12 protein-coding genes are annotated in these 13,676 nt (G+C 63.2%); 7 read left to right on the forward strand and 5 right to left on the reverse strand.

Annotated elements, in window-relative coordinates; all coding sequences use genetic code 11:
* Positions 1–7: 7 nt before the first annotated feature.
* From ACSFBL_RS01710 to ACSFBL_RS01720, 3 genes are all read right to left on the reverse strand, one after another.
* Entirely contained in the window at positions 8–1,774 is a 1,767-nt protein-coding gene (locus ACSFBL_RS01710; protein WP_435514004.1) for a CHAT domain-containing protein, read from the reverse strand.
* A 439-nt stretch (positions 1,775–2,213) separates the two neighbouring features.
* The gene (locus ACSFBL_RS01715) at positions 2,214–3,548 is read right to left on the reverse strand and encodes an MFS transporter (protein WP_435514005.1); all 1,335 of its coding nucleotides are present in this window, start codon (positions 3,546–3,548) and stop codon (positions 2,214–2,216) included.
* A gap of 44 nt (positions 3,549–3,592) precedes the next feature.
* On the reverse strand, positions 3,593–4,024 hold the full coding sequence (locus ACSFBL_RS01720) for a VOC family protein (protein WP_435514006.1): 432 nt from the start codon (positions 4,022–4,024) through the stop codon (positions 3,593–3,595).
* A 187-nt stretch (positions 4,025–4,211) separates the two neighbouring features.
* On the opposite strand from ACSFBL_RS01720, the gene ACSFBL_RS01725 reads away from it, so the two are divergent.
* On the forward strand, positions 4,212–4,952 hold the full coding sequence (locus ACSFBL_RS01725; RefSeq protein ID WP_435514007.1) for a GntR family transcriptional regulator: 741 nt from the start codon (positions 4,212–4,214) through the stop codon (positions 4,950–4,952).
* Positions 4,953–5,178: 226 nt separating this feature from the next.
* On the opposite strand, the gene ACSFBL_RS01730 is transcribed toward ACSFBL_RS01725, so the two are convergent.
* A complete protein-coding gene (locus ACSFBL_RS01730) occupies positions 5,179–6,075 on the reverse strand; it encodes a LysR substrate-binding domain-containing protein (RefSeq protein WP_435514008.1) in 897 nt (298 codons plus the stop codon).
* A gap of 103 nt (positions 6,076–6,178) precedes the next feature.
* On the opposite strand from ACSFBL_RS01730, the gene ACSFBL_RS01735 reads away from it, so the two are divergent.
* From ACSFBL_RS01735 to ACSFBL_RS01760, 6 genes are all read left to right on the forward strand, one after another.
* Positions 6,179–7,345, forward strand: coding sequence for a mandelate racemase/muconate lactonizing enzyme family protein (locus ACSFBL_RS01735; protein WP_435514009.1), 1,167 nt, complete (start codon positions 6,179–6,181; stop codon positions 7,343–7,345).
* A gap of 39 nt (positions 7,346–7,384) precedes the next feature.
* Complete coding sequence (locus ACSFBL_RS01740) at positions 7,385–7,588, forward strand: hypothetical protein (protein ID WP_435514010.1); 204 nt, start codon at positions 7,385–7,387, stop codon at positions 7,586–7,588.
* Between the two features lie 182 nt (positions 7,589–7,770).
* On the forward strand, positions 7,771–9,117 hold the full coding sequence (locus ACSFBL_RS01745; protein WP_435514011.1) for a dicarboxylate/amino acid:cation symporter: 1,347 nt from the start codon (positions 7,771–7,773) through the stop codon (positions 9,115–9,117).
* Between the two features lie 34 nt (positions 9,118–9,151).
* The gene (locus tag ACSFBL_RS01750) at positions 9,152–11,503 is read left to right on the forward strand and encodes an NADP-dependent malic enzyme (protein WP_435514012.1); all 2,352 of its coding nucleotides are present in this window, start codon (positions 9,152–9,154) and stop codon (positions 11,501–11,503) included.
* Between the two features lie 212 nt (positions 11,504–11,715).
* Positions 11,716–12,621 carry a complex I NDUFA9 subunit family protein gene (locus ACSFBL_RS01755; RefSeq protein WP_435514013.1) on the forward strand — a complete coding sequence of 302 codons (906 nt, stop codon included), beginning with the start codon at positions 11,716–11,718 and terminating at the stop codon, positions 12,619–12,621.
* Positions 12,622–12,650: 29 nt separating this feature from the next.
* Entirely contained in the window at positions 12,651–13,109 is a 459-nt protein-coding gene (locus tag ACSFBL_RS01760; RefSeq protein WP_435514014.1) for a TspO/MBR family protein, read from the forward strand.
* Between the two features lie 150 nt (positions 13,110–13,259).
* Here the strand turns inward: ACSFBL_RS01760 and ACSFBL_RS01765 are convergent, their stop codons facing one another.
* A complete protein-coding gene (locus ACSFBL_RS01765) occupies positions 13,260–13,586 on the reverse strand; it encodes an NIPSNAP family protein (RefSeq protein ID WP_435514015.1) in 327 nt (108 codons plus the stop codon).
* Positions 13,587–13,676: the final 90 nt, after the last annotated feature.

A 13,676-nucleotide genomic window follows, 5' to 3' on the forward strand; every position in this document is an offset into this window, starting at 1 on the left:
CCCCCATCTAACGGGTCCCTATGCCCAGTCTGCGCCGGGCATTCGGACGGGTCGGATCGTCGGTCGCAGCCGCTGTCAGGCGATAGTCGGCGTCGCCGTAGAGGCGGGCCAGGGTAGCAGTTGCGAGGCCGGCCGGGTCGCTGCTCCTGGCGACGCGCAGCCGCCCGCTCTGCATCGCCAGCTGCGCCGGCGCGCCGCCGGCTAGGGCTTCGTAGAACCCGACGAAGAAGTCCAGCGCCGGCGCGTCCGCGACGGGTCCGCCGAACGCGACGACGGCATGGGCGCCCTCGGCAAGCAGGGGTAGTGCCCAGCTCGAGACCCATTCGGCGCCGAACGTGATCAGCACCGGCAGTCGTTCAGCGCAAGCGATCTCGTGCGCGGTCAGCACGACGCGGTGCCCGATCAGCACGCCCGACAGAGGCTGTCGGGCCCCGTCGACTCCGCCGGAATCGTTGTCAGGCAGCCAACCCTCCACGCTGTGTCCGGTCACGTGCAATATGTCGGGCTCGCCCGCCAGCAGCATCTGCAACGCCTCGTCAGCCGATGGCCGCACTCGGCAGGCCGCCTCGAGGCCGGCCCTGCGCAGCACGTCGGTGATGCGCGAAACTTCGGTTTCGGCCGCAGGCAGCGGCGGGAAGATCTGCGGATCCTGGGAGTCGCCGAGTAGTGCAAGCGCCGAAACCACCGGGGGCGTAGGCTCGGACGACGCGGGTGGGGCATCAAGCGCACGGCGCACGATAGGGATCGACGCCGAAAGCGGCAGTTCGGCACCCGGCGCGACCAGGCGTTCCCACGGCCAGCGGTCGGTCGTCGCATCGAGACGCAGCTCGAGCATCGTTGCGGCCGCGAGCAGCGCGCGCAACGGGCGCGGAACGAGCAGGCGGTACAGCACGGCGCCGCGTCTGAGCACGTCAGCAGCCGCGAACGTCGACTCGTCGCGACGCAACATCAGCTCGAGCGCGGTCTGGCCGATTGGAACCGTCAGGACTTGCGGTCGCTCAGCAGACTCGCTGGGGGCGACCTCGTAGCGATAGGAACCGTCAGCCGGATCGCGCGATACCGCGAGAACCACACGCGAGGCGGGGCTGGACACGGCGTCCCGCACGTCCGAGATCGCAGCTCGCCAGGGTTCGTCGTTGGAATCGCCAGCGACCGCCGATACATGCGCCACCCCCACGGACCGCTCGATGTCTTCGCCCGTGGCGCGGGGGTCGCCGTTGGAGGCTTCAGGCGATAGCCCGCTTGCCCTGTCCATGGGGGCGGCTGGCGGGGACGCTTCGCCGTTCGCGGCGCCATCGTTCGACGCCGAAACCTCTCGGCCGATCTCGACCAGCTGCTCAACGAGCTGAGCTACATCCGTGTCGAAGCTCGCGGGTCGCAGGCTCGCCGCGCTGTGGTCTACCAGCCGACGCATCCTCGGAGGCAATTCCTCTGGCAGCGGCACGCGCGCGTCGCCCACGAGCACTGGCACGACGATCAGCCGCCGCCCGAGCGCGAGTTCGACTTCCTTTCTTACGAGATCCTTCGGGTCAAGCAGGCGCCGCTGGCCATCAGCTCCCACCACCTTGGTCCACAGCGTGCCGATGATGACCAGCATCACCTGCGACTGCGTTACCCAGGCACGGATGTGGTCTTCAAAACGGCTCCCGGGCAGCAGGCTATGGACATCGCAGAACACCTGGTCCCGGCCCAGCGCCTTCGCGAGTTGCGCGTCTAGAACGCGCACCCAGCCTTCCGACTCAGCGCGGCGATAGCTGATGAACACTTTCAGCATGGTGTGGCCCCAAAGTGGACGCGAAGCGATGGCGTGTTGCGACGACGCGGTCGACGATCGATGCAAGCATGCCACCGACGCAGCGCCTGTGAAAGATCGATGGACGTGCCTATGCGAAAGGGCTCCCGGGGTGGCACCGGGCTTTGGCTCTCGGGGCTCTCAAGCGCCTTAGCGCTGCGTAAACACCCCGGAAAAGTACGTCGCTATCCAGCACTACCACCGGCGCGTGGGACACCGACGGGAAGTTTCGCTTGCAGTTCGCGCCGATGAATCGGCTGCTGCTCGGTTCGAAACGGCCGCGTCTGTAGATCGTCTCGAACTGCTGTGGTCCGGGACTGTCCGACTCGGGGACCGCCTTGGTTAGGCTATGGGCTGCTCCAAGAAAGCACAGGTCGAGCCTGCGCAGCAGACTTTTTGCGCACGGGAGTTGCCGCGCGCCCTAGCTTGCCAATGTCGGAGCGGGCGATGCGTTCACTGCCCGTTCGTCCGGTCGACGGCTTGCTCCAGGCCCAGGACCCTCCCCAAGATACGGCAGATCGGGACGGATCAGCCAGGCAGCGATCGGACCCAGGACGAGCATGGACATCGACATTGCAAAAACCAGCTGCCAGGAACCCGTGTGGTCGATCACCCATCCCACGATGGGCGCGGACACGGTTGCGGCAATTGCCAGCCCGGTGTTCATGATGCCGCTCGAGGTTGCCGCATGCCGGGGTGCCAGGTCCATCGCAACGGCCCACAACGGCGCCGTCACGAGTTCAGACAGGAAGAATGCGGCGCCCAGACAGACTGCCGCGGTGGTCAGCGTGGGGTTCATGAGCAACGGCACGAGGAACAGCACCGGACTCAGGAACCCGAAGACGATCACTGAACGCCTGGCTCGTCGCACATCCTTCGTGCGCCGCAGCACCATGTCGCTCAGCACGCCTCCCAAGGTCGTCCCGATCACGCCGCCCAGGAAGATCGCCGAACTGAAGATTGCGGAGTGCTTGATGTCGAGGTGGTAGTTCTGCGCGAAGTACGACGGCATCCAGTTCAGGAAGAACCAGAGCGCCCACCCGTGGCAGAAGCTCACCAGCGTCGCGGGCCAGAGGGTGCGCAGCAACGGAGCCCAGCGCATGGGCGGTCGCACGTTGTACGCAGCGGTCGGCAGGAGTGCAAGCTCTTCGGGCGTAATGCCCGGATGCTTTCTTGGATCGTCGCGAAAGTACCAGGTCCACAGCACGACCCATGCGATGCTCACGATACCCAGGATCACGAACATGACCCGCCAGGACGTGGTGACGATCAACGCAGCAACCACAAGCGGCGCAGCCGCGTTGCCCAGCCTGGCGAACGAGTGGGTGATGCCTTGAGCAAATCCACGTCGCTGCGGTTCCACCCAGACCGCGAGCGCCTTCGCAGACGTTGGAACGATCGCGCTTTCCCCGAGGCCCACGATGAATCGGGCCAGTATCAGCCCGTAGAGGCCACCGGCGAGGCCGGTCAGCAGGGTTCCCGTTGCCCATAGCACGCCACAGATCGCCAGCATCTTGTGCGCGCCGATCTTGTCGGCGACCCAACTGCCGGGAATCATCGCGACGGCGTAGACAACGGCGAAGGCGGAGAAGACGAAGCCCAACTGCGAATTGCTGAGGTGCAGGTCAGAACGAATGGCCAGCGCCGCAGTGGCGATGTTGGTCCGGTCGACGTACATGACGAACGACATCGCGCAAAGAATGGCCAGCACGATCATGGAGGACCGAACCCGGCTCTGTTTTGTTTGCTGCTGCATTTGTCTGTTCCTTGAATGACGAGCGCATCGCAGTTGGCGAAGCGTCAGGCAAGGACTTCGCCGTGCACGCCGGCTGCCAGCGTCTTCTTCTCCCAGCGCTCCATCGGGACGACTTCGCCCATGGGGCCGTTCGGCGAACGGAACTTGACCGGCAGATGCCCCGGCGCGGTCAGGATCTCGCCGCCATTGGCCTTGATCGAGGCAACGAACTCCTCGAGGTTCTCGACCTCCATCCCGATGTGATGGATGCAGGGCGCCGGTCCTGCGAAGTCGGCTTCGTCCGCGTCGGCGCTCTCGTAATGGAGCAGGGTCAGATCCATGTAGCCGTCGGTCAGGTGGTGCGAGATGTGATCGCCGTTCTTGCCCTTGCGGCGCACGGTGTTCACGTGCTTGTAGCCGAAGACGGTTTCATAGAAGACGCGCGTCTTCTCGACGTCGTCGACCCTGAGGGCAATGTGCTTGATGAAGTTGGGCATGAGGAATCTCCTAAACAGAGCGCACCACCGCGGCACGCTTGAGGGGAAGTCTAGGAACGCAAACCATCGGTGTCAATCGAATCATTCGAATGATTCATTTGATTGCACTTATTAGGGTTTGCGCTATCCTCTCGATCGATGCGACTCCGGTACGCATGCCCGAATCAACCAGGATCAGTCCGAATCGATGCAGCCCGAATCAACCAGGATCAGTCAACCGTTGTACGAGTCCGTGCGTGCGCGGGTGGTCGATCGCCTTCGCTCAGGTCACTGGGCGCCAGGCGACCGCCTGCCCACGGAGCCGGAGCTCGCGTTGGAGTTCGACGTAGGCATCGGAACCATTCGCCGCGCGGTGGCCGACCTGGTCGCTGAGGGTTTGCTGATTCGACGCGCTCGACGAGGAACCAGTGTCGCCAAGCACACCGACGAGCACAGCTTTGACCTGTACTTCAGCTTCGTCGACGCGGACGGCCAGCCGGTCAAGCTGAAAGCACAGTTGCTGAGCTTCAAGAAGGAACGCGCCAACCCGGATGTGGCTCGCGCACTGCGGCTCGAACGTGGGGCCAGGGTTGCGCGGATCGAGAATCTGCGCCTCCTGGATGACACACCCGTGATGGTCGACCGGATCTGGATCCCGCTTGATCGGTTTGTTGGTCTGAACGCTGATGCGTTTGCCGCACGGCGCACATCTATCTATGGCTTCTATCAGGAACGCTTCGGCGTTTCCGTGGTGCGAGTCGTCGAGAACTTGGGTGCGTGCAGCGCGGGGGAAGACTTGGCCCAGCCGCTCCAGATTGCGGTCGGCGATGCGCTTCTGCGCATTGTGCGCACGGCCTACACATACAACGACTCCCCTGTTGAATTCCGGGAGCGTTACGTCAATTCGTCCGGGTGCGAATACCAAAACGTCCGCGGACTCCAAGGATGATTCGCGGCGCCCAGGGATGCGACTCAAGACAACCCAGACCCGTGCTTGACATATGAATCGCGGACATCGCCCTAGCTGCACCCCCTTGGCTACTTCGCCAACCCGGTTTCGAAGGCAGATGGAGTGGTAGTCCGGGCCCGTTGCTGCCTACGGCGTTTCGAAGACGAGTGACCGCAATGCGAGGCGAAGCGGCGGTAGCCGAGGCGCGAGCGCCGGTCAACGCCGATCAGCCACCAACAGCCGTATTCCAGAAGGCGTTAGCAGCCTTCCCCAAAAGCTCGCTGTCGCGGTAGAGCCTGATTTCCAGCGGCACGGCCCACTCGCTACTGGCTGCAGCGACCAGGCGCCCTTGGCCAATGTCATCCTCTACGAGCGTCTGCGGCAGCCACGAGATGCCCCTGCCATCGAGCGCCATCGTCCGCAGAACCGAGGCGAGGTGCGCGGTGAAGACGACTTGAACCGATAGCGATTCCAGCCTACGCCCCAGAACGGCGCGCATGATGCGTCCCAATCCAGACTCCTCCGTGTACTGGAGCACGGGAACCGCACCGCCGCCTATTCCCAGTTGGTGGCGCGCGCTGCCTCCTTCGTTTGGTGCCGACACAGCGACCAGCACATCCTCGCCGATCCGAGCCGAGCTGTAGGGCTCCGCGTCCAACGCGCCGTGTGCCTTGCCGTGCGCGTGACTCAGCACGAACTGAACCTTGCTCTGCAGCATCAGTGCTTCGCAACGCTCGAGCACATCGGACATGAGCTGCACCGGCCCGAGCGTCGTGTGCGATTCGAGGCTGCGCAACCACCGCGGCAGGAATGTGAAGGAGAGCGCGTGCGTGGACGCGATGCGCAATGTGACCGAGCTCGCCTCGACGATCTTCTTGGCATCGCCGGGCAGCCGCGCCACCCTGGCGTTCAATTCCTGCGCCACGCCGGCAAACCACTCACCGACTTCGGTCAGCGTGGCGGGCTGCGAACTGCGGTCGAACAGGTCAGCCCCGATCCATTCCTCCAGCGCGCGGATGCGCCGGCTGAACGCCGGTTGCGAGCTGTGGCGGTCATCTGCCGCACGCGAAAAATTCCCAGTCGCCGCCAGCGCCAGGAAGTCGTCGAGCCAGATCAGGTTCATAGCGGTTCGTCCAGCGCATAGAAGTTGAGAAATTGAACATTGGCCGGAAAAGTCGGCGTCGCCGACCATTCAGTCTCCCCTTCAAACCCACCTGGAGACAACCATGAAGATCGTCGAAATCCGCGAAAAGACCATCCCCATCAGCTCACCCATCCGCAACGCCTACATCGACTTTAGCAAGATGACCCTGAGCCTGGTCGCCGTGGTCACGGACGTGATTCGCGACGGCAAGCCGGTGGTCGGCTATGGCTTCAACTCGAACGGCCGCTATGGCCAGGGCAAGCTGATGCGCGAGCGTTTCATCCCCCGCATCCTCGAAGCCGACCCAGCCTCGCTGGTGGACGCCACCGGCGACAACCTCGACCCGCACAAGATCTGGAACACGATGTTCACCAACGAAAAGCCCGGCGGCCACGGTGAGCGCTCGGTGGCCATCGGCACCATCGACATGGCGGTGTGGGACGCAGTCGCAAAGATCGAGGGTAAACCCCTTTTTCAACTGCTGGCTGATCGCTATGGCAACGGCAAGCCGAACCGCAAGATCTTCGTCTATGCGGCCGGCGGCTACTACTACCCCGGGCAGGACCACAACAAGCTCAAGGACGAGATGCGCAGCTACATCGACCGCGGCTACACCGTGGTCAAGAAGAAGATCGGCGGCGCCTCTCTCGACGAGGATCTGCGCCGGATCGACTCGATCATGGAAGTCCTGCAAGACGGACAAAAGCTCTGCGTCGATGCCAACGGCCGCTTCGATCTCGAGACCGCGATCGCCTATGCCAAGGCCCTGTCGCAGTACGACCTCTTCTGGTACGAAGAGCCGGGTGACCCGCTGGACTTCGAACTGCAAGCCGCGCTGCGCAACTTCTACAAGAACCCGATGGCCACGGGCGAGGATCTTTTCTCGATGCAGGACGCGCGCAACCTGATCCGTTACGGCGGCATGCGCCCGGACCGTGATTGGCTGCAGTTCGATTGCGCGCTGAGCTACGGCCTGGTGGAGTACCTGCGCACGCTCGACATGCTCAAGGAACACGGATGGTCGGCCAGCCGCTGCATCCCGCACGGTGGCCACCAGATGTCGCTGAACATCGCGGCGGGCCTCGGACTGGGCGGCAACGAGTCGTACCCGGACCTGTTCCAGCCTTTCGGTGGCTTCCCCGATGGCGTGAGGGTCGAGAACAGCTTCGTCACGCTGCCTGATCTGCCCGGCATCGGCTTCGAGGGCAAAGCGGATCTGTATCGCGAGATGCAGGCGCTTTCGGCCTGACGCCGAACCGACCCGAGGAGACAAAAAAATGAACACCGTTTGGCGCTATGTCGCCCCCGCGATCTGGCCGAGGCGCTCTGCAAGCCTCTCGGACAGACGGTGATCGTCGACAACACCGTGATGTGCGAAAAGGCCGTCAACGCGGTGCCGCAGATCGATCCGGCGGGCCACAAGAAATTCCTGGTCGCCGAGAAGACGCGCTGGTCGAAGGTGATCCAGGACGCCGGCGAATACGCCGACTGACGTGAGAGAGGCAGCGTGCCGATAGAGCGCGCGCCTTCTCCGATGCGACAACACAGCGTCGAGCCTCGTGGGCCCGACGACGGGCAGGCGTGCGCCCGAATCTCGTCACGCGAACCCAGCCATCAAGCCAACGTATCCGACCGTGACCGTCGGACGCCACTACTGGCAAGGAGACAAACATCATGATCAGTTCGACGACTTCCAAGAAAGAGCCCTGGTATCGCCGGCTCTATATCCAGGTTCTGATCGGCATTCTGCTCGGCGTTGCAGTGGGGCATTTCTACCCAACGGTGGGCGCCGACATGAAGCCGCTTGGCGACGGCTTCATCAAGCTGATCAAGATGCTCCTGGCCCCCGTCATCTTCGCCACCATCGTCGTGGGGATCGCTCGCATGGGCGACCTGAAGGAGGTCGGAAAGGTGGGCGCCAAGGCACTTCTCTACTTCGAGGTTCTCTCGTCCATCGCCCTTGTCGTGGGCCTGCTGGTGGTGAACATCCTGAAGCCGGGCGCCGGAATGAACGTCGACCCGGCGACGCTCGACGGCAAGTCGATCTCGGCCTACACCAGCGTCGCGGAAACCCAGCACGCTGGCGCCGTCGACTTCATCATGAACGTCATTCCGAGGACGATCGTCGGGTCCTTCGCCGACGGCAATGTGCTCCAGATCCTCTTTTTTGCCGTCCTCTTCGGGTGCGCGCTGTCGAAGATGGGTGCCCGAGCGAAACCCCTCATCGACATGCTCGACCTGGGTCTGAACGGCATGTTCGGCATCGTGAAGATGGTGATGGTCCTCGCGCCGATCGGTGCATTCGGCGCCATTGCATTCACGATCGGCAAGTACGGTGTGGGCTCGCTGGCTTCCTACGGCATGCTCATTCTTGCGGTGTATGGCACCTGCGTACTGTTCATCGTGGTCGTGCTCGGCACGGTTGCACGGATCTGCCGCATCTCGATCTTTTCCTACCTGCGCTATATCCGGGAGGAACTGCTCATCACCTTCGGCACGGCATCGACCGAATCAGTGCTCCCCCAGATGATGAAGAAGCTCGAACGCGCCGGGTGCGAGAAGACGGTCGTCGGCATGGTGCTGCCGGCAGGCTACACCTTCAACCCCGACGGCACTGCGATCTACCTGACCATCGGGGCGCTTTTCGTGGCGCAGGCTACCAACATCGACCTGAGCTGGTCACAGCAACTGGTGATCCTGGGCGTTCTCATGCTCACGTCGAAGGGGTCGGCGGGCGTCGCCGGCGCCGGGTTCGTGACGCTCGCCGCCACGCTGGGCAGCATGCACACCATCCCGGTCACCGGACTGGTACTGCTGCTGGGCGTCGACCGCTTCCTCAACGAGGCGCGGGCCATCACCAACCTGGTCGGGAACGGCCTGGCAACGATTGCCGTCGCCAAATGGGAAGGCGCCTTCGATGAGGTGATGTGGCGCGAGGTGACGGGCGACAAGACGCCGATGCGCGGGAAGGCCCGGCTGCCCAAGCCCGCGCCCGAGCCCGTGGTCATCGACGCTTCATGAACTTCCCATTGCACATCCGACTTCTCCTACTGCCATGTCCTCACCTTCAAACCCGGATTTCCGCCAGGCTGCGCTGGACTATCACTCGCAGGCGCCCGCGGGCAAACTTGCGATCGCCGCAACGAAGCCTCTCTTCAACCAAAGGGACCTCTCGCTCGCCTACTCGCCAGGCGTCGCCGCGCCGTGCGAGGCGATCGTGCGTGACCCGAGCACGGCCTTCAAGTACACCGCACGTGGCAACCTGGTTGCGGTCATCTCGAACGGCACGGCCGTGCTCGGCCTCGGTGACATCGGCGCGTTGGCGTCAAAGCCGGTCATGGAGGGCAAGGCGGTCCTGTTCAAGAAGTTCGCCGGCGTGGACGTCTTCGACATCGAGATCGACGAGAAGGACCCCGCAAAGCTGGTGGACGTGATCGCCGCGTTGGAGCCGACCTTCGGCGCCATCAATCTCGAAGACATCAAGGCCCCTGACTGCTTCTACGTCGAGCGCGAGTTGCGCAAGCGCATGAAGATTCCGGTCTTCCACGACGACCAGCATGGCACCGCCATTACAGTGGCCGCGGCCATGCTGAATGCGCTCAAGGTGGCCAGCAAGAAGATCGAAGAGATCCGCCTCGTCACTTCGGGCGCTGGCGCGGCGGCATTGGCCTGCCTGAACTTGCTGCTCAAGGTCGGCCTGAAACGGGAGAACGTCTTCGTGACCGATCTGGCCGGAGTGGTCTACGAAGGACGGGAAGAGCTGATGGACGACGACAAGCGTCAGTACGCTCAGAGAACCAAGCATCGCAAGCTCACTGAGGTCATCGAAGGCGCGGACGCATTTCTCGGTCTGTCGGCCGGCGGTGTGCTGAAGCCCGAGATGGTGGCGAAGATGGCGGCCGATCCTGTGGTCTTCGCTTTGGCAAACCCCAACCCGGAAATCTCGCCCGAGGATGCCCGATCGGTCAGGGACGACATCATCATCGCCACTGGCCGCGCGGACTATCCGAACCAGGTCAACAACGTGCTTTGCTTTCCGTACATCTTTCGCGGCGCGTTGGATGCGGGAGCGACCACGATCACCGATGAAATGGAGATCGCGGCGGTGCGCGCCATCGCCGAGCTGGCCCAGGCCGAGCAGAGCGAACGCGTGGCCGCCGCCTATGCGGGCGAGAAGCTGAGCTTCGGGCGGGAATACCTGATCCCCAAGCCTTTCGATCCCCGCCTGATGACGCGGATCGCACCCGCCGTGGCGCAAGCAGCCGCCGACAGTGGCGTGGCATTGCGCCCAATCAGCGACATGGGTGCGTATCGAGCGAAGCTGGAAGGCTTCGTCTATGCCTCCGGGACCACCATGAAGCCAATCTTCGAGGCGGCCAAGCGGGCACCGAAGAAGCGCGTGGCGTACTGCGAGGGAGAGGAAGAGCGCGTCCTGCGAGCGGCGCAGGTCGTGGTCGATGAAGGGATCGCTCGACCGACGCTGATAGGCCGCCCGGCCATCATCGCGCAGCGCATCGAGAAGTTCGGCCTGCGCCTGAAGGAGGAGCTCGACTACGACATCGTCAACGTCGAGCAGGATCGTCGCTACCGGGACTTCTGGCAGACCTATCACCGCATGGGCGAGCGCCAGGGCGTGACCGTCCAGACCGCCAAGATCGAAATGCGTCGCCGCCTCACGTTGATCGGTGCCATGCTGCTTCACACGCGCGATGTCGACGGCATGATTTGTGGCACCTGGGGAACTACGCAGATGCACCTGCCCTACATTGACCAGGTGATCGGCAAGCGCCCCGGCGGAGCGGACAGCACCGCGCAGGACATCCCCATCTTCGCTTGCATGAATGGGCTGGTGCTGCCGGACCGCCAGGTGTTCCTGGTCGACACGCACGTCAACTATGACCCGACCCCCGAGGAACTGACGGAGATCACCGCGCTGGCCGCCGAAGAGATGCTGCGGTTCGGCCTGAAGCCGAAAGTGGCTCTGCTGTCGCATTCCAACTTTGGGAGCAGCAACTCGCCCACGGCGCTCAAGATGCGCAAAACCCTTGAGCGGCTCCGGATCCAGGCACCTTGGCTCGAGGTGGACGGCGAGATGCACGGCGACCTGGCGCTTGACGGCAAGCAACGCGCTGCGGTGATGCCGCGCGGCTCGCTGGCCGGAGATGCCAACCTGCTTGTGTTCCCCAACCTCGACGCCGCGAACATCGCCTACAACCTTCTGAAGACTGCAGCCGGTGGAAACATATCGATCGGCCCGGTTCTGCTCGGTGCGGCGAAGCCTGTGCATATCCTCACGCCGAGCGCCACGGTGCGGCGAATCGTCAATATGACCGCACTGACGGTCGCGGATGCGAATGCAGAGCGCTCCGATTTGGCCGCACCGATTCGAGAGCAATTGCTTTCCTGAGAGTTCGACGCGCTCGAGGTCCGCTTACAGACTCGAAGCAGACTCGTCGACTCGAGGCATCAGCCTGAGCGCGCCACTCAAGGGATGTCATGCAGGCTCGACGAGATGTACGAGCCGCTGCCGAGAAGCCCCCGAGAGGCCGTAGTATGGGGCAGGTCGCGGGCATGTTTCCGTCGGCAGGCGAAAAGGGCGCAGGTCGCCAACGGACTCTCATGCAAGACATTCTCATCCTCGGAGGAACCGGCTTTGTCGGTCGAATCTTGTGCGGGTTGCTGCTCGCCTCGGATGATCCGCCCAGGATCACGGTGCCGACCCGGAGCTTGTCGAAGGCGCGGCGACTGGGGATACCGCCGTCAGTCGATCTCGTGTGTGCAGATGTGCATGAGCAGGCCCAACTAACCACACTTGTCGAAGGCAGGGACGCGGTCGTCAACCTGGTCGCGGTTCTGCACGGAGACGACGCTCAGTTCGACCGGGTCCACGTCCAATTGGTCCGGGCGCTGGTCGAGGCGTGCGAATCGGCCGGTGTTCGGCGCATCGTGCATGTGAGCGCGCTGGGCGTGGACAGCGCCAAGCCCAGCCGTTATCTACGTTCAAAGGCCAAGGGCGAGGCGGTGCTGAACGGTGCTGACCTCGACCTGACCCTCCTTCGCCCATCGGTGATCTACGGCAAGCAGGACCGTTTCCTGAACATGTTTGCGCGCGTGTCGGCTTTCGCTCCGGTCTTTCCGCTGGCATGCGCAGATGCCCAGTTTCAACCGGTATGGGTCGAAGATGTCGCGCGGGCCATCGCTGCCTGCCTGGCGCGGCCCGAAACGGCAGGCCAGACTTTCGAATGCGCGGGCCCCGATGTCTTCACTCTGGCGCAATTGGTCAGACTTGCCGGCCGTTGGTCCGGCCACGAAAGGCCGGTACTGGCACTTCCAGGCATCCTTGCAACTCTTCAAGCTGCCGCGATGGAGCTGTTGCCGGGTGAGCCGCTCATGTCGCGCGACAATTTGCAGTCCATGCAGACGCCGAACATTGCAAGCGGGCGACTTCCGGCGTTGGGCGACTTGGGCATTCGGGCGGCTGCGCTCGACACGATAGGCCCGGGCTACCTTGGGCGCTTGCGGTAATCGCGACCATGAGATCCCAAAGAGCCAAAGTGATCGGCCTGATCGCGTTCCTGGTCATCTGCTACTTCAGATTCAAGGTGGGCAGCCTCGTCACCGCAACCAGCGTCGGCACCTGGTACCAGGCACTGCACAAGGCGCCGTTCAACCCTCCTGACAGGGTCTTCTCACCCGTCTGGATCATCCTGTATTTTCTGATGGCCATCGCGGGATGGCGCGTCTGGCGCATGGGGGACTCCCGAGCGGAACGGCTGGCGCTCGGTGTGTTCGCCGTGCAGCTTGCCTTGAACATGCTGTGGTCTGTGCTGTTCTTCGGCTATCAGCGCATCGATCTTGCCTTGGCGGAGATGCTGGTGCTGCTGGCGACGGTGATCGTCGCGACGCTGCTGTTCTGGCGCATCGATCGGACGGCTGGCGTCCTGCTCGCGCCTTACGCCCTGTGGCTTGTGTTCGCGACGATCCTCACGGTCTATATCTGGCGACTCAACTGATTGCGCCGCAGTCATCGCCTTATGGATCTGGGTCGCGGGGTTCACTGCCAAGAAAATGGGTTCGACCGATGACCTGAACGCAAGCAACGCTACGTTTTGTAATGCCGAAAGCCCCGTGAAGCGTGACCGCGGTTCATTCACGAAGCGGATCTATTTCGCACGCGAGAAAGAGGTTGGCGCCAGGAACGAGTTGTCCATCTTCGCGACAATCGGTCCGGCTGCCTCGCTTGCCTTTCTGACCTCGACCCATTCGGGATCGACGACAAACTTGCCCCAGTTGACCTCACGATCGGCCATGCTCTCCCAGACAAGCATGTAGGTCAGCGCGTTGCTGTCAGGTCCGACTGCAGTCGTCCAATATCCGAGTTGACGAATTCCCAGCCGGTTCCAGATGCCCACGGTGTGATCGCGAAATCTGGCAAGAACGTCGGGAAGCCGGCCTGGCATTGCGGTATAGACGCGTAGTTCGTAGATCATCGACATCAGTCCTGAAAAGATTGTTGCGAGTTGAGGGGGTGGCGGGCGTGACCGCCAGGCGCACATAGTGCTGCCGGGCGCATCACGTTG

The organism is Variovorax glacialis (assembly GCF_051216375.1).
Lineage (GTDB): Bacteria > Pseudomonadota > Gammaproteobacteria > Burkholderiales > Burkholderiaceae_C > Variovorax.

Excerpts from the sequence above, each read along its gene's own strand:
- ACSFBL_RS01750 (WP_435514012.1), top strand. The coding sequence starts at position 9,152 with ATGTCCTCACCTTCAAACCCGGATTTCCGCCAGGCTGCGCTGGACTAT.
- ACSFBL_RS01745 (WP_435514011.1), top strand. The coding sequence starts at position 7,771 with ATGATCAGTTCGACGACTTCCAAGAAAGAGCCCTGGTATCGCCGGCTC.
- ACSFBL_RS01710 (WP_435514004.1), bottom strand. The coding sequence starts at position 1,774 with ATGCTGAAAGTGTTCATCAGCTATCGCCGCGCTGAGTCGGAAGGCTGG.
- ACSFBL_RS01730 (WP_435514008.1), bottom strand. The coding sequence starts at position 6,075 with ATGAACCTGATCTGGCTCGACGACTTCCTGGCGCTGGCGGCGACTGGG.
- ACSFBL_RS01720 (WP_435514006.1), bottom strand. The coding sequence starts at position 4,024 with ATGCCCAACTTCATCAAGCACATTGCCCTCAGGGTCGACGACGTCGAG.
- ACSFBL_RS01715 (WP_435514005.1), bottom strand. The coding sequence starts at position 3,548 with ATGCAGCAGCAAACAAAACAGAGCCGGGTTCGGTCCTCCATGATCGTG.
- ACSFBL_RS01765 (WP_435514015.1), bottom strand. The coding sequence starts at position 13,586 with ATGATCTACGAACTACGCGTCTATACCGCAATGCCAGGCCGGCTTCCC.
- ACSFBL_RS01725 (WP_435514007.1), top strand. The coding sequence starts at position 4,212 with ATGCAGCCCGAATCAACCAGGATCAGTCAACCGTTGTACGAGTCCGTG.
- ACSFBL_RS01755 (WP_435514013.1), top strand. The coding sequence starts at position 11,716 with ATGCAAGACATTCTCATCCTCGGAGGAACCGGCTTTGTCGGTCGAATC.
- ACSFBL_RS01735 (WP_435514009.1), top strand. The coding sequence starts at position 6,179 with ATGAAGATCGTCGAAATCCGCGAAAAGACCATCCCCATCAGCTCACCC.